Here is an 18,870-nt window from a genome sequence, read left to right as displayed (position 1 = left end):
GTTTGCGGGGTGCAAATGTAAAACGCTTTTCCCAATCCTGCAAGGCTTTTTCAATCTTTTTTTTCCGAAAATCTCTTTTCTCTTTTTGATTGGCCTTTGTCAGTATTGCTGTGAACGTTTTCGCTGTTGCGGGTGCAAAAGTAGAACCTTTTTCCGCTTCCGCAAGCTTTTTTCGGATGTTTTTTTGACTTTTTTTTGTTCTTTTTCCTAACATTCTCATAACTCGCCCTTTATAACTGAAGTTTTTTCCGTTCCTTGTGGGGTTTTTCTTTACTTTGTTCCTTTTTGGGGTGTTCTGCCGCGAAGGCACCAAGGCGCAAGGCCTTGTTTTCTGCCCTTTTTGATATCCGAAAGGCGCAAAGGCGGTGGGTTTTTTATTTTATTTCCTGAAACAACACCTAATTCTTCCTTGAAATTTCTGCTGAAAACCGAGGCCACAGCCCCGATAGTAGCGGAAATCCTTTTGCTTTTTTCTTTAAAAAGCAAAAGATTACTTCGTCAGTTCGCTATCGCTCGTGTGAAGCGGATAGCGGGAAACTGCTCCCGAAAATTTAAACTCCAATTTCTGAAATTCCAGATTCCAATTGCAATCTCTTAAATCTCGTATCTCTTTCATGTCCTTACTACGCAGTAGACGCACTGCGGTGCGTCTCTACGGAAAATGGGAATACACTATTATATATATGTATAGAAAAACAAACCCGACAGGTTTTGAAAAACTGTCGGGCTTACATTATTTATAGATAACGATATACTTATGCAAGTACTTTATTCAAACTATCTATAACTTCTTTTGTAATCTGAATGCTTTTTAGTTTTGCCTGATGATCATAGATTGGACTTGTTACCATTAATTCGTCGATTCTGGCGTAGTCGATGAATTTTTTAAGATCAGTTACTAATTGTTCTTTGTTTCCTGTAAAAGTTCCGACTGTCATTTGATTAACGTGAAAACGTTCTGCTTCGTTCATAATATCGTCTAGTGACGAAACTGGAGGCTGTAAACCTTTGCGGTCGTTTCTAATTAAGTTTAAAAACATTTGGTACAAACTTGTAGACAACAACTCAGCTTCTTCATTTGTATCTGCTGCGATTATATTTACACAGGACATTGTTTTGGGTTTATCTAAAAACTCTGAGGGCTGAAAATTTTCTCTGTAAAATTCAAATGCCTGAATCATCAACTTTGGTGCAAAATGTCCAGCGAAAGCATAGGGTAATCCATAAGCCGCCGCTAAAGCTGCACTATCCATACTTGAACCTAGAATCCAGATTGGCACCTTTAAGCCTTCGGCTGGGAAAGCGCGCACTTTTCCTGTGGCATTTTCGCTTGAAAAATATTCTTGAAGCTTGCTTACATTTTGAGGAAAACGCTGTGCTTGCTCAAAAAAATCTTTTCGAATTGCTTCGGCAGTTGGCTGATCTGTTCCTGGTGCTCTTCCTAAACCTAAATCGATTCGGTTTGGGTAAAGTGTTTCCAAAGTTCCGAATTGTTCTGCCACTACTAAAGGAGAATGATTTGGAAGCATGATTCCACCAGAACCTACACGGATATTTTTGGTCTGACCTGCAATGTAACCAATTAAAACAACTGTTGCTGTACTGGCAACATGTGCCATATTGTGATGTTCTGCAAGCCAAAATCGCTTGTATCCTAAAGTATCTGCTAATTGCGCTATATCTTTTGTTTTTTGGAATGTTTCTGATGCATTGCTATCCTGAGTAATGATAGCGAGCTCTAATAATGAGACTGAAATTGGGTTTTTCATATAAAAAAATGCTAATATGCAAAATTAACTCATTTATTCGGATGCCTTTTGTTTTCTAGTGTTAAGAGAATTATAATATTCAACTAATCTTCTCAAATAATTATTTTTTGATAATTAATTATCGTTTTACAATAATTAATTATACATTTGCAATATAAATCTAACTTTTAAGATATATGAAAACAACTCATATTGTATCCAGAATACTATTTTACTTCACCAGATTTTTAGCTGTGGTCTATTTCTTTTTGGCATCCTATTCTGTTTTCACATTAACAACAGGACTGTTTTTGACTTTTAAAGATAATGGAAAGTATTTTCAGGTTTGTTATCCGTTTACTTCTCACCCTATGATGTTGGGCGATTATAACCTGCCTTACATTTTATTTGATTTTCTGGCGCCTTTGAGTTTGTACGGATTATTCTTTTTATTGAGTAGTAATGTTTTCAAAATATTTTTTCAGCCTAAATTATTCACTGTTAACGGTATTTCGCATTTAAGGCGATTTTATTTATCGAATTTATTAATTCCGTCTATCGTAATATTCATCGCTTTCTTTTTTGTTCCGCTGGATAATGAAGTTTCGCTTTTTATTATACTTCACGGAATGCTTGGTGCTTTTGCTTATTTTTTAGCTGCTATTTTTAAACAAGGTTTAAACCTTCAGAATGAACAAGACTTATTTATATAACTATGCCAATAATTGTAAATGTTGATGTAATGCTTGCCAAACGCAAGATGCAGAGTAAAGAGTTGGCAGAAAAACTAGATATTACGCCTGCCAATTTATCGATTCTAAAAACTGGAAAAGCAAAAGGAATCCGATTTGATACTCTCGAAGCTATTTGTAAAATATTAGACTGCCAGCCTGGCGATATTTTAGAATACGTAGCGGAATAGTTTTCTTTTAAATCTTATTTCTTCTTTATAAAAAATCGGTTTTTGGAGCCGACAGGTATTCTATTGCCTAATTTTTCAGATCATTATTTAATCAATCAACAAAAATCAATCAAAAAATGAACAGTTTATCAATCAAAAATCTCAGCAAAACGTACGATAATGGTACAAAAGCGATTGACCATTTATCGCTTGACATTACAAACGGCATGTTTGGCCTGCTTGGGCCGAATGGCGCAGGAAAATCTACTTTAATGCGAACGATTGCCGCTTTACAGGAGCCAACTTCGGGAATTATTGAATTTAACGGAATTAATATTATAGAAAACCCAATGTTTATGAGACAAAACCTGGGCTATCTTCCACAAGAGTTTGGTGTTTACCCAAAGGTTTCTGCTTATCGACTTCTCGATCATTTGGCCATTTTGAAAGGAATTATCAATAAAAAGGAACGACACGATCAGATTTTGTATTTGTTACAGCAAACCAATTTATTACAGCATAAAGAAAAAGCGGTTCATTCTTTTTCGGGAGGAATGCGTCAGCGCTTTGGAATTGCTCAGGCTTTGTTGGGAAATCCAAAGATTATTATTGTAGATGAACCAACAGCTGGATTGGATCCGGAAGAAAGAAACCGATTTAATAATCTGTTGAGCGAAATTGGCGAAAGCATAATTGTAGTTTTATCTACTCATATTGTAGAAGACGTTCGTGACTTGTGCCCTAAAATGGCTATTATCTCCAACGGAAAATTGATTCTTGAAGGGAAACCTAATGAAACAATTGAAACATTAAAAGGTAAAATCTGGACAAAGGCTATTCAGAAATCAGAATTAGAAGATCATAAACTGAACTTCGATATCATTTCATCTCACTTGAATTCCGGAAAAATTAATATTCATGTTTTCTCAGATCATCAGCCTGATTCTGGTTTTGAATTGATTTCGCCAGATTTAAGCGATGTTTATTTCAGTGTTTTAGCTCAAAATCAATTTAAAAATTAAAGTTATGCTTTCTAAATTAATTCGATTTGAATGGCATAACAATACCAGAAGCTGGACATTTTATGCCACATTTATCATTTATTTGGTTTTAGGATTTTTTGTGAGTGCTTTTGCAAACTTCTCTTTTTCGGGTGCTTACAAAAATAGTCCTTATGTGCTTACGTATGCGATTGGTTTGATTTCGCTGATGACAATATTTTCGATTACGCTTCAAGCGGCACAAAGTTTTTTAAGAGAATACGAAACCAAATTTGATTCGATTATCTTCTCTTCTCCCGTTTCAAAATTTCATTATTTGGGGAGCAAATTTATAACGGCTTTTAGTACTGCTGTAGTTTCTTTTGGAATGTTTATTTTGGGAATGATTATTGGACATCAAATGTCTTGGCTTTCTGAAAGTGAAATTGGTCCTTTTAAAATTCTAAATTATCTCTGGCCTTATCTGGTAATTGTAATTCCGAATATTTTCTTATGCCTTTCGATATTGACAGCCTTGGCTTGGCTTACTAGAAGTAAACTTTTTATTTATGTTGGCGGTTTATTAATTTACATCTTATATATAGCAGGTTCTATATTTTCTAATTCACCAATATTTGCCAATGCCTCTCCTTCTTCGGCGAAAGCCATGTCCTGGGCAGCAAAGATTGATCCGTTTGGGCTGGCAGCTTTTTTGGAACAAACGAGATATTGGACTTCTATTGAAAAAAACACCGAACTGGTTTCTCTTTCAGGGAATTTTTTATTCAACCGAATTCTATGGATTGGCGTTTCATTTCTTTTGGTTTTTATTTCGTATCGATTGTTTTCTTTCCGAAAAACAAAAACTAAAAAGCTAAAAACGTCAAAAGTTTTTCAAAAAGAAATACAAGTTCTTTCTTCTGAGATTCCACAAAACATCGAATTCAAAACTTTCAGACATAATTGGGCAGTTTTTAAAAGCAATATCAAAATGGATATTTTTTTGGTTTTGAAGGGAATTCCGTTTTTACTGATTGTACTTTTATTTTCAGGTTTATTGATGATTGAAATTTCAGACGAAATTGACGGCGGTATCCGATTAGCGGAAAAAATTACAGATACGGCTTTAATGATTTCGACCATAATGGATCGCCTTCCGTTTATCTTAATATTAATTCTTCTGTTTTACAGCAATGAATTGGTCAACCGAAGCGAAAATTCGAAATTTGAAATGCTGGAAAATACTGCTCCTTATTCTCAGTTTGCTGTTTTAATGGCAAAACTGACGGCGCTTTTCATCATTCCATTAATCATAATTAGCATCAGTATTTTGATTGGATGCGGATTTCAGCTTGTTCACGCAAATGCTCCAATCGAAATTGATCTTTATCTTTCTTTGTTTTATTATCTCGGATTTCCGATGTTGTTGATTTCGATTTTAATCATTGCGATTCAGACTTTCGTTAAAAACAAATATTTAGGATTAGCCGTTTCTGCCTTTATCTGTATTTTGTTTTGTACGGGAATTGGCGAACAGCTGGGAATTTCACATCCGTTATTACGATTTGGAGATTCTTTTAAAAGAGAATACTTTGATATGAATGGTTTTGGAGCTTATAGCTATCCGTTTCTTATTAAGATGTTTTATAATCTTGGTTTGGCTTTAGTGCTTTTAACTTTGACTGCAATTTTATGGAAACGAAATGCATCAATTGTAAAAACCTTTCGCAGAAATTCATTTAATAGTGTTCAAAAAGCGATTTTGGGTTTCGGAACTCTTCTTTTTATTGGTTTTGGAAGTTATCTTTTTTATAAAACGAATATTGAATATCCGTATTTGACCGAAGATGATCAGAATAATTGGAGGGAACAATACGAGCGTCAGTTTAAAAAATATACGAATCTGGTTCAGCCAACGATTGTTGCTGTAAAAAGTAATGTCGATTTGTTTCCTGAAGAAAATCGTTACGAAGTAAAAGGAACTTACGAATTAATCAATAACGCTGAAAGACCAATTGATAGTTTACTCCTATATATAGATCAAAATTCGAAACTAATTTCTCTGGAAATTCCGAATTCAAAAAGCTTAAAAGACGTTTCAGCATTTCATCATTATTGGTATCGATTGGAGCAACCATTAGAACCTCAACAGAAAATAACAATTAGTTTTTCCTTTGAGTCTTCGTGGTCACCATTTAAAGGGCATACTGCTTTTAATTCTATAATCGAAAACGGGTCTTTTATGCGAATAAGCCGTTATTTTCCACTTTTCGGTTATCAGGATTCTAATGAAATCAGCAGTAAAAAAGAGCGTACGAAAAGACATTTGAAATCTCAGACTCCATTAAAAAAACTAGAAGAGAAATCAAATGTTGCAAATGATTTTATTGATTATGACGCTGTGGTTTCGACTTCTGGAAATCAAACTGCAATTGGCGTTGGAAATTTAATTGGAAACTGGAAAAAAGACGGCCGCAATTATTTTCATTATCAATCAAATGGAAAAATTCCGTTCCGATTTGCTTTTTCGTCAGCAGAATATCAAATTCAAAAAACGAATTATAAAGGCATTTCAATTGAAGTTTATTATGATAAAAGACATTCCAGAAATATTGCGAAACTGATTCAGGATTTAAAAAACACGCTGGATTACTGCCAAAATAATTTTGGAAAATATCCGTATAAAACGATTCGTTATGCCGAAGTTTCTGCTTTCGCTGATGGATTTGCCGCGACTTCTTATCCGTCTACAGTTTATATGAAAGAGAATTTTGGTTTTTACAGCAATCTCAACAACAAGGACAAAGAAGATGTAATTAATCAATTAACGGCTCATGAATTGTCGCATGAATGGTGGGGAAATGCGCAGATTAGTCCGGAACAGAAAGAAGGAAGCTGGATTTTGACCGAAACTTTAGCCCAATACACTGAACTGATGCTTTATGAAAAAGAGCATGGTTTGGAAAAAGCGTTGGAAACTTTAAAAATTCATCTGGATTTGTATTTAAGCAGCCGAAGTTACGAACCTGAAACACCTTTATATAAAACAAATTACGAAACGCCACATTTACATTATGATAAGGGTATGCTGGTGATGCATCAGCTTCGGGTTTTGATTGGGGAAGAAAAAGTGAATCTGGCTTTGCGAAATTTTCTAAATCATTCGAAATATCCAAATCCGATTCCTGATGCTCAAAGTTTATTAAAGGAAATTTATGCTGTTGCAAATGTCAAGCTGCATCCTAAATTGGATGAAATGTTTAAACAGATTATTACCTATTCTTCTAAAATAAATTCGGTTGAAAGTCAGAAAAAAAATGGCTTTTATGAGGTTTCTTTTAAAGCTGTTTCTGAGAAATTCAGAGAAAATGCTACTGGAAAACGCACACCAATACTAAATGATGCTACAATAGATATTGGAATTTATGATGAAAGTGGCAAGCTGTTTCGTTATCCTTTCGCTATAAAAAACAATAAAATTGAAGGAAAAATTAAATTGAAAACAAAACCTCAGCGAATTGTGATTGATCCGTATTTAATGAATATCGATACCTTTATAAAGGACAACGAGAAAGATATTGATTGATTTATTTCGTTGTGTATAGTTTTTAAACGCATAGAAACATAGATTTTTCTTTATCTAAAAGGGAGTTGAAAAGAAACTAGTTTCTAACACATAGCTGAAGCTTACTAACTATGTGTATTTATGCAAGTGAAACGCCTTTTCAGCACTATGCTAAACTATGTTTCTATGTGTTTAAATTTTTACGTCCTATTTTATTACAAATGAATCAAAATCTGTTTATGACTTGTTTTTCCGTCGTCTTTTATATTCAAATCTTTGGCCAATTCGATTTCAAATTTGGATGACGTTTTTATATTTAATGAAATATCCTTGTGACGAAACGTTTCAGGAATTTCGGGAAGTATAATCGTTACTTCTACTTCTTTTTTGTTTTGTTTGCATTCGATTTTGATTCGGTCTCTTAACCAAATATATTCGTAAACTTCCTGCCACGGTGCCATCCAGACGGAATCGTTTCCTTTTTCTCCGTATTTATTGGCAAGCGTTGTCATATAGTATTTGAAATCTAGAAAACGCATGCTTAAATTCCAAAGATTTCCATTTCCTGTTCCGTGGGTAAAATCGTTAAACCAAACTGACTCTGGTTGTTTTACAATCGAATCTATCGTTTTTAAATAACGATCCATCGTTTTAAAATCGATTGTGTCTTTTGAACTCAATACAAAAGTTCTGGCCGAAATCATTTTATCCAAATTTACTTTCGAATTCACTTTGTAAACCGGACCAGCACCATAATAAGACGCTACAGAAAAATGTCCATTATTAAGAGCCTCTTTTTCATATTCCAAATAATACTTCTCATCTCCTTCTCCACCCGGAACCACAAAATGTGACATTGTAAAATCTAGATTTTGTTTAATTGAAGTTGTATTTTCTGTTACTTCCGTTTTATAATTTGTTCCGTGTTTAGTGGCATGATGAAAACTATGATTCAAAATATCCCAGCCTGCGTTGTACATTTCTTTGATTTCTGACCATGAAAGATGTCCTCGGTTTTCAGGTAGATCACGAATTGATCCGCCATTGATAGCCAAAGCCAGTTTAAACGGAATTTTATTTCCGAATCCGTCCGAATAAAAAAGTCCTCTTGAAGTTGATCCATCTCCACCCTGATCGATTTTCCATTCATTAATAGATGAACTACTAATTTTTCCTCCATTCAATAAGGGAAAAGCAGTCATATAAGCTGAACGATAACCATCGTCAAGTGTAAAACTGTAAGCAAAATGTTTGTTGAATTTTAATGGTGAAGCTTTTATTTCTACTTTACTTTCTGATTTTAGTTTTATTTTAAAGGAAATATTTTGCGAATAAATAGTATTGAAAGAGAACTGAAGTAAAAGAATCAAAATGAATAAAAATGCTTTGATCTGGAAACTTGGTATTTTCATTTTTAGCTTAGTTAGATTTTTTAAAGGTACATTTTCTTTAAAAACAAACTATCAAATGCTGTAGAATTGTACGCGGATGAAGCGGATTTGCTATCGCAAAGACACGGATTTACACGGATTTTTTTTATGCGAATGAAAAATCCGTTTTTATCCGCGTTTTCGCAGAGCGAATCTGTTTCATTCTTGTCTAATTTTCTATTGTGAACATTCAAAAAAATGATATTTCAATACCTAAAAAAGTATTTAACGAAATATAATAATTACAATTGAGTCGAAACCTCATCAGCTCAGTAATAATAAGGCTTTTTTAAACAGGCATATAGATTGTATTTTAAAATATAACCTAAAAAAATCCTGCTATGTATCTTTCTAATACAAAAACGATTGTGTTTATTTCGGGAGCTTTTGTGAGTCATTTTTATTGGGAAGCATGGCTTGCTTTTTTTGAAAAACAAGGATACAAAGTGGTTGCTCCGCCCTGGCTTCATAAAAATGATTCGGTAGAAAATTTAAGAAAACAGAATTCGTGTGTAAAAATTGGATCGATTACTTTATATAATCTTTTGTGTTATTATACTGAAATCATTGAGAAACTTCCTGAAAAACCCATTTTAATAGGACATTCGTATGGCGGACTTCTAGTACAATTGCTACTTCAGAAAGATTTGGCCGAAGCCGGAATCTGCATCAATTCTTTTCCTCCAAAAGGTTTTACGGCTTCCAAATTTTCATTTTATAAAAGTATTTTAGGTTATATGTGGAATATTTTCTCTTCTAAAAAAACATTGATTCTACCCTATAAAGACTGGCAGAATACCTTTTTTATTAATGTATTTGCTGAAGAACCGAAAAAAGAATACGAGAAATTAATTATTCCGGAATCCAAAAAAGCGCTTCGAAATCTATTCTCAAAAAATGCTCAAATCAATTTCAGAAAAAAACATGTTCCGCTCTTTTTTATTTCTTGTTCAGAAGATAAAATTATTACTCCAAAACTCGTTTTGTGGAATTTCAAAAAACATAGAAATATGCATTCTATAACTTGTTATAAGGAATTTAGAAACAAAAGTCATTTTGTAATTCTTCAATCAGAATGGCAGGAAGTTGCTGAATGCATTTCAAAATGGATTGAGAAAGTTACTTGATTATTTTTTTAAACACATAGAAACATAGATTTTGCTACTGTTGAAAGGCATTTCACTTTTAATAAAACACATAAGCTATGTGTTAGAAACTAGTTTCTTTTAATTACCTTTTTACTATAAAGAAAAATCTATGTTTCTATGTGTTTAAATTATTTTACCGGTTACACTAAAAACAAATTAACTTATTTCTCTCTTAATTTCAAGTTTTTTGATTTTCGAATTTAAAGTCGAAGGATGAATATCCAGAATTTCGGCTGCTCCGCCTGCTCCTGAAATTTTTCCATTACATTTTTTGAGTATATATAATATGTAGTCACGCTCATTTTCCATGATTGTTTTGATTGAAAATGAATCGGTGTTTTGCTGTGCGTGTATTTTGGATGAAGGCGAAAACTCGATATTTTTAATCGTATTGCCTTCGGTGAGTAAAATAGTGCGTTGAATAAGGTGTTCTAATTCCCTGATATTTCCAGGCCAATCGTAATTCATAATCTGCTTTAAAGCATTTTCTGAGAGTACAGGAGCTTTTCGGTTCATTCTTTCGCTGTAGATATTTATGAAATGGTCTGTCAGTTCTGGAATATCTTCTTTTCTCTTTTTTAGAGATGGAACCATTATTGGAAAAACGTGAAGTCGATAATATAAATCCATTCTAAAGCGTCCTGCTGCGACTTCTTCTTCCAGATTTTTATTGGTTGCCGCGATAATTCGCACATCAATTTTTATCGGCATTAATCCGCCGACACGTTCAATTTCCCGTTCCTGCAGAACACGCAATAATTTTACCTGAAGTTCGAGAGGCATTTCTCCTATTTCATCTAAGAAAATTGTTCCGCCGTTTGCTAACTCAAATTTCCCGATTCGTTTTTCGGTTGCTCCGGTAAACGCGCCTTTTTCATGCCCAAAAAGTAAAGATTCAGCCAGATTTTCAGGAATCGCTCCACAGTTTATTATAATGAGCGGTTTATCTTTTCTTGGAGACAAATCGTGAATGCTTTTGGCAATTTTTTCTTTTCCCGTTCCGCTTTCGCCTAAAATCAAAACAGAAGTATCCGATGGCGCTACTTTTTTAATGTAATTAAAAACCGTTACCATTTGCGAACTGTTTCCAATTATGCCTTCAAAACCTAATTTTATATTTTCTGTTTTTTCTTTTTTTGCAGGAATCTCTTTAGGTTCAATACGAATTATTGGTTCAGTCAGATAAAAACGGGAAATAAACTGAGAAAAAATGTTTTCAAGATTCGACAGTAATTTTAGATTCTCATCGGAATACACATTAAAATTACGACTGTAAAACGTAAAGCAAAAACGCTGTGAAACAGCAATAGAAAGCGGGAAAACCAAATAGGATTTAATTCCGAAATTATGCGAAATAATTCCTTTTATCGGCGCAGCCTGAAAATTATTTATCAGAGATTCTTCGCTGTAAATAATTGGTTTAATATCAATTTGAGATTTGATATAGGTTTCATTTAATTCCCGAACGGATATTTCGGCAATCTGCGAAAGTTTTTCTACATTGATGACTTGATATTGATTGATATTTTTTCGGATGATTCCAAGGTTTGAATATTGTTCTGCATTTACAAATCCGGTTTCCAGATAATCAAAAGAAACAAAAGTCTGAATGATTTTGGCGAAAGCTAATAAAGCATCTTCTAACTTTAGATTGGAATTGATCAACTCTGTTATCTCATTTTTCAAATCCAATTGTTGCATTAAATGCGATTCCAAGCTATACTTTTGTCTGTAAAAAGCAATTTCCAGCGTCGTTAAAATATCTTGTTCCCGAAACGGTTTTACGATAAATCCGTATGGATGAGTTGTCTTCGCCTGATCTAAAATTCCTTTGCTTGAATTGGCCGAGACAAAAATGAAACCAATATTTTTTTCTTTTAAAATATGAGCAAGATCAATTCCGGTTTGGCTTCCTTTTAGCATAATATCTACAAATACCAAATCTGGTTTCTGGGTCTGAATTACTTCCAAAGCCTGATCAACAGAACGTACAATTCCGATGACATTATAGTTTGCCTTTTCTAGAATTAATTGCAGATCATGCGCTTCAATAAACTGATCTTCGACAATTAAAATTTGCTTTTGTAAGTTGTTATTTTCAGATTGGGTGCTTTTTTCAGACACAGTTCCCATAAATGTAGTATTTGTAATATTATATTTTCATAATTATATGGTATAAAATTAGTTAAATAACTCAAGTAATTTCAGTGTTTTTGAAATTTTATATCAAAAAAAATCATATTTAATGTGAATTTTCCTGATATTTTTTAAAAAAGTCAGACTTCTTTCTTTCTATATTTGTTTACCAAAACCAATCCAAAAAACTAATTTATAACCTGTTATGAAACGAATCATTTTCTATTTGATTTTGCTTGTAAGTTATGCTTCGGCTGGGCAATTATCTCCAACTGTTGCCAAATATAATCTTCCTAAAAAAAGATTATTAATTCAGGCCTGTTCGATGTATTTGTTCAATGCCAATCAAGGTGCTATCGATGTAGACAGTTCGGTAGTTTTAGCTTGTAAGGCTTATAAACTTCCTGTTGCTCTTGCTTATGATGAAGGTTTTAATAACGGCTCATATCTTATTGGAAAAGATTTGATGGAAAAAGGTAACATCAATTCGGTTATAAAACTTCTGGCGAAAACGAAAGGGGAAAATAGAATCAAATTATCACTTCAATTAGGAAATTTTTATCTTTTTAAACCAGGCACCAAACCCGAAGATCTTCAAAATGCCAAAACTTATATTGATGATGCTGTTCGCACAAGCAATCAGCTTAAAGATAAAAAATGGCAGCATCAGAGTTTATTGCTTTTAGGCAAATATTATTATCAGGCTAATAATCAGTCAGAAGGTAAAAAGATATTTTCGTCAATTATAGCAGAGTATCGTAAACAAAATGATCAATTAAAACTTGCTGAAGCTTTGGATGCTTACGGAACTCTTTTGTTTAATCAGGATCCTGAAAAAGAAAAACTGTTGCAAGAAACCGTTTCGATTTATGCTTCTTTAGGATTGGAAGAAAAGAGAATCGAAAACTATATGAAAATCACGACCATTTATTTCTGGACAGGAAAAATAAATGACGCAAAAAAGAGGTTATATAAAAATTTAGTCGATTTGCGAAAAATTGGCTTTACACATCAACAATTTGCCGAAACCACAATTGTTTTTATTGAATTGGCACAAAGAAATATTCCAACTGCATTATACTACGCATTAAAAAGTATAAAAAGAATGGAGGCAGAAAGAGATTATACCTTTGGAGACATCTTTTATATGCGTTTAGGCGATGTTTACAATCACTACGGACATCATGAAGAAGCATTACAACTCTACAAAAAGAGTATCGAAATTGGACAGCATACTTTTGATACCGGTACTTGGTATAAAAGTTTTTTCAGCTCTGTTGCAGCTATATCTCTAAAAGGAAAAACAAAAGAAGCTTTGGAATATATACATTTTATGACTACAAAATATCCTCCAAAAAGTACTTTTGATAAAATGTCGGTTGCCTATATTACAGCGAATTGTTATGATCAATTAGGGAATTTTGTTCAGGCCGAAAAGTATTTTAAAGAAACTTATCAATACTCCCAACAAATAAATTCGCCTGAGACATTTAGAGAAGTTATGCATCAAAATACGGTAATTGCCTTATTTTATATTAAAACCAAAAGACCAAAAGAAGCTAAATTTTATACTGATCAAGTTATTGCTTCTTTAAAACCACATGATATAAGATATAGTTCTGAAGCACTTAAACTTTTATTATATAAAACAGACTCTATTAATGGTGATTACAAAACGGCTTTAGAGCATTATAAAGAATACAACCGAATAAGCGATTCTCTGCATGGCGTAAATAAAAACCGACAAATTGACGAACTTAAAATTCAATACGAAACCAAAAATAAAGAACAAGAAATCAAACTTTTAAATCAAGAATCTAATTTAAAAGAAGTGGCTTTAAAGAAATCCAAAATGCTAAACAGTGTTTCAATCTGGAGTTTGGTTTTGCTTCTCATTACGGTTGGATTATTGTACAATCGTTATCGTTTAAAACAACGAAATAATGTCAAATTAGAATTAAAAGAAAAAGAAATCAGTAAAGCAAATGCCGACCTGAGACATTTATTGGACGAAAAAGAATGGCTTTTGAAAGAAATTCATCATCGAGTAAAAAATAATCTGCAGACTGTAATTAGTTTATTGAATTCTCAATCGGCTTATCTAGAAAATGATATGGCTTTATCAGCTATTAAAAACAGTCAGCACAGGATTCATTCGATGTCTTTGATTCATCAGAAATTGTATAATTCCGAGAATATTTCGACTATTAATATGCCGAATTATATTAAAGAATTAGTCGAATATTTACGTGAATCTTTTTCGCTTGGACAGAGAATTCGTTTTGAAGTCAAAGTTGATCCGTTAGAATTAGATGTGGCACAGGCCGTTCCGCTTGGATTGATTTTGAACGAAGCAATCACGAATTCTATTAAATATGCTTTTCCAAACGACCGAACGGGAATGATTTATATTACGCTTGAAGCGAAAGACGAAAAGCAATATGTTCTGACTATTTCTGACAACGGAATTGGCTTTGATCCAAACCTCAATGATAAAAAAGCAAACTCTTTCGGAATGAGCTTAATAAGAGGTTTGAGTGATGATATTGACGGAAATTTGACCATGGAAAATAATAACGGAACAATTCTGAAAATTGAATTTGCACAAGAATTTCCACTGAATCCAAAAAGGAAATCGATTTAAAGCTAAATTTGTACATCAAATACCGATTCGGTTTTTAGCTTATCTGCAAATGACACACAAAATTTTAATTATAGACGACGAAGAGAAACTGAGAAGTCTGCTGGCACGAATTATAAAATCGGAAGGATTTGAAGTTTTTGAAGCGAAGGATTTAAAATCGGGTTTCAAAAAACTGGAACAAACTGAAATTGATGTTGTTTTGTGCGATGTAAAATTGCCTGACGGAAATGGTGTTGATTTTCTTCAAAACATAAAAAATAGTTTTCCTTTAACAGAAGTTATTTTACTGACCGCTTTCGGAAATATTCCGGACGGAGTTCAGGCAATGAAAAACGGCGCTTTCGATTATATTGTAAAAGGTGATGATAACGATAAAATTATTCCGCTTCTTTATAAAGCTGTCGAAAAAGTACATTTGCAAAAGAAAGTGCAACAGCTTGAAAAACGAATCAACGACAAATATTCTTTTAATACTATTATAGGAAAATCAAAAGGAATCGAGCAAGTTATTGATTTGGCTCAAAAAGTAGCCAAAACCGATTCGACTGTTTTATTAACTGGCGAAACCGGAACTGGAAAAGAAGTTTTTGCACAGGCAATTCACGAAAACAGCAATCGCGTTGGAAAATCTTTTGTGGCTTTAAACTGCAGTACTTTCAGTAAAGAAATTCTGGAGAGTGAACTTTTCGGTCATAAGCAAGGCGCTTTTACAGGAGCTTTAAAAGATAAAAAAGGTTTTATTGAAGAAGCGAATGGCGGAACTTTGTTTCTAGATGAAATTGGCGAAATGCCGATTGATCTTCAAGCTAAATTATTGCGTGTTTTAGAAACCAGCGAATATATTCCCATTGGAGATACGACTCCAAAAAAATCAAATTTCAGATTAATTGCGGCTACAAACCGAGATTTAAAGGTAGAAAGCGACGAACATCGTTTCCGTTCTGATTTGTATTTCCGTTTGAATATTTTCGAAATTAAATTGCCTTCTTTACGAGAAAGAATTAAAGACATTCCACTTTTGGCGAATTATTACGTTAAACAATTTTCTGAAAAAACAAATAAAAAATCCTTACAGATTGGGGATGATTTTCTGCAGAAATTAGAAAATTATTCTTGGCCGGGAAATATCCGTGAACTTAAAAACGTTATCGAAAGATCGGTTATTTTGAGTAATGGCGATATTTTGACTTCAGATGTTCTGCCTTATGAAATGCAACATCAGGCTGAAAATAATTCGAAAGCAATGTCTGCTTTCTCTATGCAAAGTGTTGAGAAACTCCATATTCAAAAGGTTTTAAATTATACAAAAGGAAATAAGGCTGAAACGGCTAGATTGTTGGAAATTGGGATTGCGACTTTGTATAGGAAAATTGAAGAATACGGAATAGAAAATTCCAAAAATTAAATTCCAAATTCCAATATCAATGACAAATTTTAAATTCAATCTTTAAAGCTTCGGAGAAGCGATATATTTATAGATTATTTTATCACAAATGAGAAAAAGCTCCTGCGGAGCGACACCCACGCAATCTAAAAAAATATTTCACCCCGCTGGGGCTCTGATGAACGTGGGTTCGTTATTTTCTATAAACATTTCGCTTCTCCGAAGCTTGGAAACAACTTATCAAAACGAGAAAAGCTTATCAAAATGATAGGCTTTTTTTATGCTTAATTTTTGGCATAAAACACATTCCTTTTATTCACAACACTTTACACACTTCTTTATTTTTTCGGAACATCTTTTGGCATACAGAGGAAGAACATTAAAAATTCATTCCAAATGAAAAATCAAGTAACCTCAATCTACAAACAAGCCGAACGGTTTGCTGAGATAACCAAAAAATCTATTATTTCTGGAAATATCGTTCGGGCTAAAAAATGCTTGGCACTTGCTGAACGATTATTTAATACAGGAAGTATCGAAACTAAAAACGCCATTTCAAATGTGTATGTTTTTTCTGTTTCATCTTTTATGGAAATGCGTCATTGCAATATCTCGCATCTTTTTCCACAAACTCTTAAAGCAGAATATATCAAACAGGTTAATGCTTCAGGAGTGTAAAAAGTTTAATCGGTTAACTGTTTAATTGTTTAATCGATAAAAATCTAAAATCTAAAATAAAATTATGATCACCATCCTCCTTCTCGCTTTAGCGGTTTTACTGTTTGCGATTTGTTTTCTGTCAGTTGAATTCTTTGAAAAAATCTAAATCATGACTGCACTATTTATTGTTTCAATCGCCGTTTTCGTGTATTTGATTTACGTATTAATCAAACCCGAAAAATTTTAATCTAGTGAAAAGTTATAAGTGAGAAGTTAGATGTTATGCGTCAATCCTTTTTACAAATGACATCTCACTTTTTACAATTTCACATCTCACAAAAAATAAAAATTATGAATACAGAATTATTAGGTGTCATTGGTATTTTTATCCTAACTGTTTTTTTAGCCATTCCTTTCGGAAAATATATTGCTAAGATTTTCAAAGGAGATAAAACCCTTCTTGACCCGATTTTCAATCCGCTTGAAAAATTTATTTTTAAAATCAGCGGTATCAATCCAGCTGAAGAAATGAACTGGAAACAGCATTTAAAAGCACTTTTGAGCATCAATATGGTTTGGTTTTTTCTTTGCTTTTTTGTGCTGCTTTTTCAGGGTTCTCTGCCTTTAAATCCAGATAATAATCCCTCAATGACACCCGATTTGGCTTTTAATACTGCCATTTCGTTTTTAGTCAATTGCGATTTACAACATTATTCAGGCGAAAGCGGGGTTTCGTACTTATCGCAAATGGTATTAATGTTTTTGCAATTCGTTTCGGCTGGTGTCGGAATCGCTGCTGCCGCAATGGTTTTTACCGCTATGAAAGAAAGAACCACAGACAAGCTAGGGAATTTCTACAATTACTTCGTAAAAAGCTGTACTCGTATCTTATTGCCTCTTTCTGCAATTGTTGCTATCGCTTTAGTTTTCAGTGGCACTCCAATGACTTTTGAAGAAAAAGATGCCATCACAACTTTACAAGGCGATCATGTCGAAGTTTCGCGCGGGCCAGCAGCTGCCTTTATTGCTATTAAACATATAGGTACAAATGGTGGCGGATTCTTCGGAGCTAACTCAGCTCATCCGTTAGAAAACCCGACTTATTTTACAAATGCTGTTGAGCTTTGGGCACAAATGATTGTTCCGTTTGCAATGATTTTTGCACTTGGTTTTTTCCTAAATAAAAGAAAATTCTCTTACATCATTTTTGGTGTGATGACTGTTGGCTTTTTACTTCTTGTAATTCCGACAATCTCAAGCGAAATGAACGGAAATCCAGCTATTGCAAAAATGGGAATCGCTCAAACAACTGGAGCCATGGAAGGAAAAGAAGTTCGTTTTGGTCCCGCTATTTCAGGTTTCTGGAGTATCGCTACAACAGTGATTTCTACAGGATCTGTAAATAGTATGCACGATAGTTCTATGCCGGTTTCTGGAGCAATGCAGTTATTAGCCATGATGGTAAATGCTTTTTACGGCGGATGTGGTGTCGGTTACCTCAACTTTTACATCTTTATTATTCTAGCCGTATTTATCTCTGGTTTAATGGTTGGCCGAACTCCTGAATTTTTAGGAAAGAAAATTGAAGCACGGGAAGTTAAAATTGCTGCTTTTATCGCGATTATTCACCCATTATTGATTTTAGCCGGAACTGCTTTGGCTTCTTATTTTGCAGCACATGATACCGCAATGGGTTATTGGTTCAGCGGAAATGCTACAGGCTGGCTAAACAATCCTGGAAATCACGGATTCTCTGAAATGCTGTATGAATATACTTCGAGTGCTGCCAACAATGGTTCTGGTTTTGAAGGTTTGGGAGATAATAATCCGTTTTGGAATATCACAACAGGAATTGTTTTATTGTTGAGCCGTTTCATTCCGATTATTGGGCCTCTTGCAATTGCAGGTTTATTAGCGAATAAAAAATATATTCCTGAAAGTGCGGGAACTTTAAAAACCGATACTTCCATTTTTGGAATAATGATTTTTGCTGTGATTGCTATTATTGCTGCTTTGTCTTTCTTTCCTGCATTAGCTTTAGGTCCATTAGCAGAATACTTTACACTAAAATAATAACTCATTTTTCAATGCTTAATTTATTTTAAACACATAGAAACATAGATTTTTTCTTTTCTGAAAAAGATAAATAAAAAGAAACTAGTTTCTAACACATAGTTGAATAACAAATTGTTCATTCTTATTTTAAATATAGCCCGTGGTTTCAACCACGGGAAACGAATTGCGGGACACAAAATGTGATATACGTTGCGTTCC

Annotated in this window: 14 protein-coding genes; 10 read left to right on the top strand and 4 right to left on the bottom strand. The window is 33.5% G+C overall.

Features of this window, described 5'->3' with window-relative positions; translation table 11 throughout:
- Together BM289_RS09985 and BM289_RS09975 are read right to left on the bottom strand one after the other, a co-directional pair.
- Positions 1–220: hypothetical protein (locus BM289_RS09985; protein ID WP_143102063.1), on the bottom strand; the 220-nt coding region annotated here is incomplete at its 3' end.
- 535 nt (positions 221–755) lie between these two features.
- Positions 756–1,769, bottom strand: a complete 1,014-nt coding sequence (locus BM289_RS09975; protein WP_091492838.1) for an LLM class flavin-dependent oxidoreductase — start codon at positions 1,767–1,769, stop codon at positions 756–758.
- A gap of 176 nt (positions 1,770–1,945) precedes the next feature.
- Here BM289_RS09975 and BM289_RS09970 point away from each other — a divergent pair, with 176 nt between their 5' ends.
- From BM289_RS09970 to BM289_RS09955, 4 genes are all read left to right on the top strand, one after another.
- A complete protein-coding gene (locus tag BM289_RS09970; RefSeq protein ID WP_091492836.1) occupies positions 1,946–2,461 on the top strand; it encodes a DUF2975 domain-containing protein in 516 nt (171 codons plus the stop codon).
- A 2-nt stretch (positions 2,462–2,463) separates the two neighbouring features.
- Positions 2,464–2,670, top strand: a complete 207-nt coding sequence (locus BM289_RS09965) for a helix-turn-helix domain-containing protein (protein ID WP_012024053.1) — start codon at positions 2,464–2,466, stop codon at positions 2,668–2,670.
- Between the two features lie 116 nt (positions 2,671–2,786).
- Positions 2,787–3,671, top strand: coding sequence for an ABC transporter ATP-binding protein (locus tag BM289_RS09960; protein WP_091492835.1), 885 nt, complete (start codon positions 2,787–2,789; stop codon positions 3,669–3,671).
- A 4-nt stretch (positions 3,672–3,675) separates the two neighbouring features.
- Positions 3,676–7,215 (top strand): ABC transporter permease/M1 family aminopeptidase, encoded by a 3,540-nt coding sequence (locus BM289_RS09955; RefSeq protein WP_091492833.1) that lies wholly within the window; start codon positions 3,676–3,678, stop codon positions 7,213–7,215.
- A 194-nt stretch (positions 7,216–7,409) separates the two neighbouring features.
- Here the strand turns inward: BM289_RS09955 and BM289_RS09950 are convergent, their stop codons facing one another.
- Positions 7,410–8,606, bottom strand: coding sequence for a polysaccharide deacetylase family protein (locus BM289_RS09950; RefSeq protein WP_091492831.1), 1,197 nt, complete (start codon positions 8,604–8,606; stop codon positions 7,410–7,412).
- Between the two features lie 359 nt (positions 8,607–8,965).
- Here BM289_RS09950 and BM289_RS09945 point away from each other — a divergent pair, with 359 nt between their 5' ends.
- A complete protein-coding gene (locus tag BM289_RS09945) occupies positions 8,966–9,751 on the top strand; it encodes an alpha/beta fold hydrolase (protein ID WP_244165353.1) in 786 nt (261 codons plus the stop codon).
- Positions 9,752–9,928: 177 nt separating this feature from the next.
- On the opposite strand, the gene BM289_RS09940 is transcribed toward BM289_RS09945, so the two are convergent.
- A complete protein-coding gene (locus tag BM289_RS09940; RefSeq protein WP_091492830.1) occupies positions 9,929–11,905 on the bottom strand; it encodes a sigma 54-interacting response regulator in 1,977 nt (658 codons plus the stop codon).
- Between the two features lie 208 nt (positions 11,906–12,113).
- On the opposite strand from BM289_RS09940, the gene BM289_RS09935 reads away from it, so the two are divergent.
- The 5 genes from BM289_RS09935 to kdpA all read left to right on the top strand — a co-directional run bounded on the left by BM289_RS09935 (position 12,114) and on the right by kdpA (position 18,669).
- A complete protein-coding gene (locus BM289_RS09935) occupies positions 12,114–14,552 on the top strand; it encodes a sensor histidine kinase (protein ID WP_091492828.1) in 2,439 nt (812 codons plus the stop codon).
- Positions 14,553–14,601: 49 nt separating this feature from the next.
- Positions 14,602–15,957, top strand: a complete 1,356-nt coding sequence (locus BM289_RS09930; RefSeq protein ID WP_091492826.1) for a sigma-54-dependent transcriptional regulator — start codon at positions 14,602–14,604, stop codon at positions 15,955–15,957.
- A 375-nt stretch (positions 15,958–16,332) separates the two neighbouring features.
- Positions 16,333–16,614, top strand: a complete 282-nt coding sequence (locus BM289_RS09925) for a DUF7674 family protein (protein WP_091492825.1) — start codon at positions 16,333–16,335, stop codon at positions 16,612–16,614.
- Between the two features lie 151 nt (positions 16,615–16,765).
- Complete coding sequence (gene kdpF, locus BM289_RS09920; protein WP_073418200.1) at positions 16,766–16,843, top strand: K(+)-transporting ATPase subunit F; 78 nt, start codon at positions 16,766–16,768, stop codon at positions 16,841–16,843.
- Positions 16,844–16,947: 104 nt separating this feature from the next.
- Entirely contained in the window at positions 16,948–18,669 is a 1,722-nt protein-coding gene (gene kdpA, locus BM289_RS09915; protein ID WP_091492823.1) for a potassium-transporting ATPase subunit KdpA, read from the top strand.
- Positions 18,670–18,870 lie beyond the last annotated feature (201 nt).

The organism is Flavobacterium phragmitis (assembly GCF_900112575.1).
Lineage (GTDB): Bacteria > Bacteroidota > Bacteroidia > Flavobacteriales > Flavobacteriaceae > Flavobacterium > Flavobacterium phragmitis.
Note: the sequence above shows the minus strand (reverse complement) of the source record. Positions and strands in the feature narration are given on the sequence as shown.

Coding starts and splice junctions, on each gene's coding strand:
- kdpF (WP_073418200.1), top strand. CDS start 16,766: ATGACTGCACTATTTATTGTTTCAATCGCCGTTTTCGTGTATTTGATT.
- BM289_RS09930 (WP_091492826.1), top strand. CDS start 14,602: ATGACACACAAAATTTTAATTATAGACGACGAAGAGAAACTGAGAAGT.
- BM289_RS09950 (WP_091492831.1), bottom strand. CDS start 8,606: ATGAAAATACCAAGTTTCCAGATCAAAGCATTTTTATTCATTTTGATT.
- BM289_RS09925 (WP_091492825.1), top strand. CDS start 16,333: ATGAAAAATCAAGTAACCTCAATCTACAAACAAGCCGAACGGTTTGCT.
- BM289_RS09965 (WP_012024053.1), top strand. CDS start 2,464: ATGCCAATAATTGTAAATGTTGATGTAATGCTTGCCAAACGCAAGATG.
- kdpA (WP_091492823.1), top strand. CDS start 16,948: ATGAATACAGAATTATTAGGTGTCATTGGTATTTTTATCCTAACTGTT.
- BM289_RS09960 (WP_091492835.1), top strand. CDS start 2,787: ATGAACAGTTTATCAATCAAAAATCTCAGCAAAACGTACGATAATGGT.
- BM289_RS09970 (WP_091492836.1), top strand. CDS start 1,946: ATGAAAACAACTCATATTGTATCCAGAATACTATTTTACTTCACCAGA.
- BM289_RS09945 (WP_244165353.1), top strand. CDS start 8,966: ATGTATCTTTCTAATACAAAAACGATTGTGTTTATTTCGGGAGCTTTT.
- BM289_RS09935 (WP_091492828.1), top strand. CDS start 12,114: ATGAAACGAATCATTTTCTATTTGATTTTGCTTGTAAGTTATGCTTCG.
- BM289_RS09940 (WP_091492830.1), bottom strand. CDS start 11,905: ATGGGAACTGTGTCTGAAAAAAGCACCCAATCTGAAAATAACAACTTA.
- BM289_RS09975 (WP_091492838.1), bottom strand. CDS start 1,769: ATGAAAAACCCAATTTCAGTCTCATTATTAGAGCTCGCTATCATTACT.
- BM289_RS09955 (WP_091492833.1), top strand. CDS start 3,676: ATGCTTTCTAAATTAATTCGATTTGAATGGCATAACAATACCAGAAGC.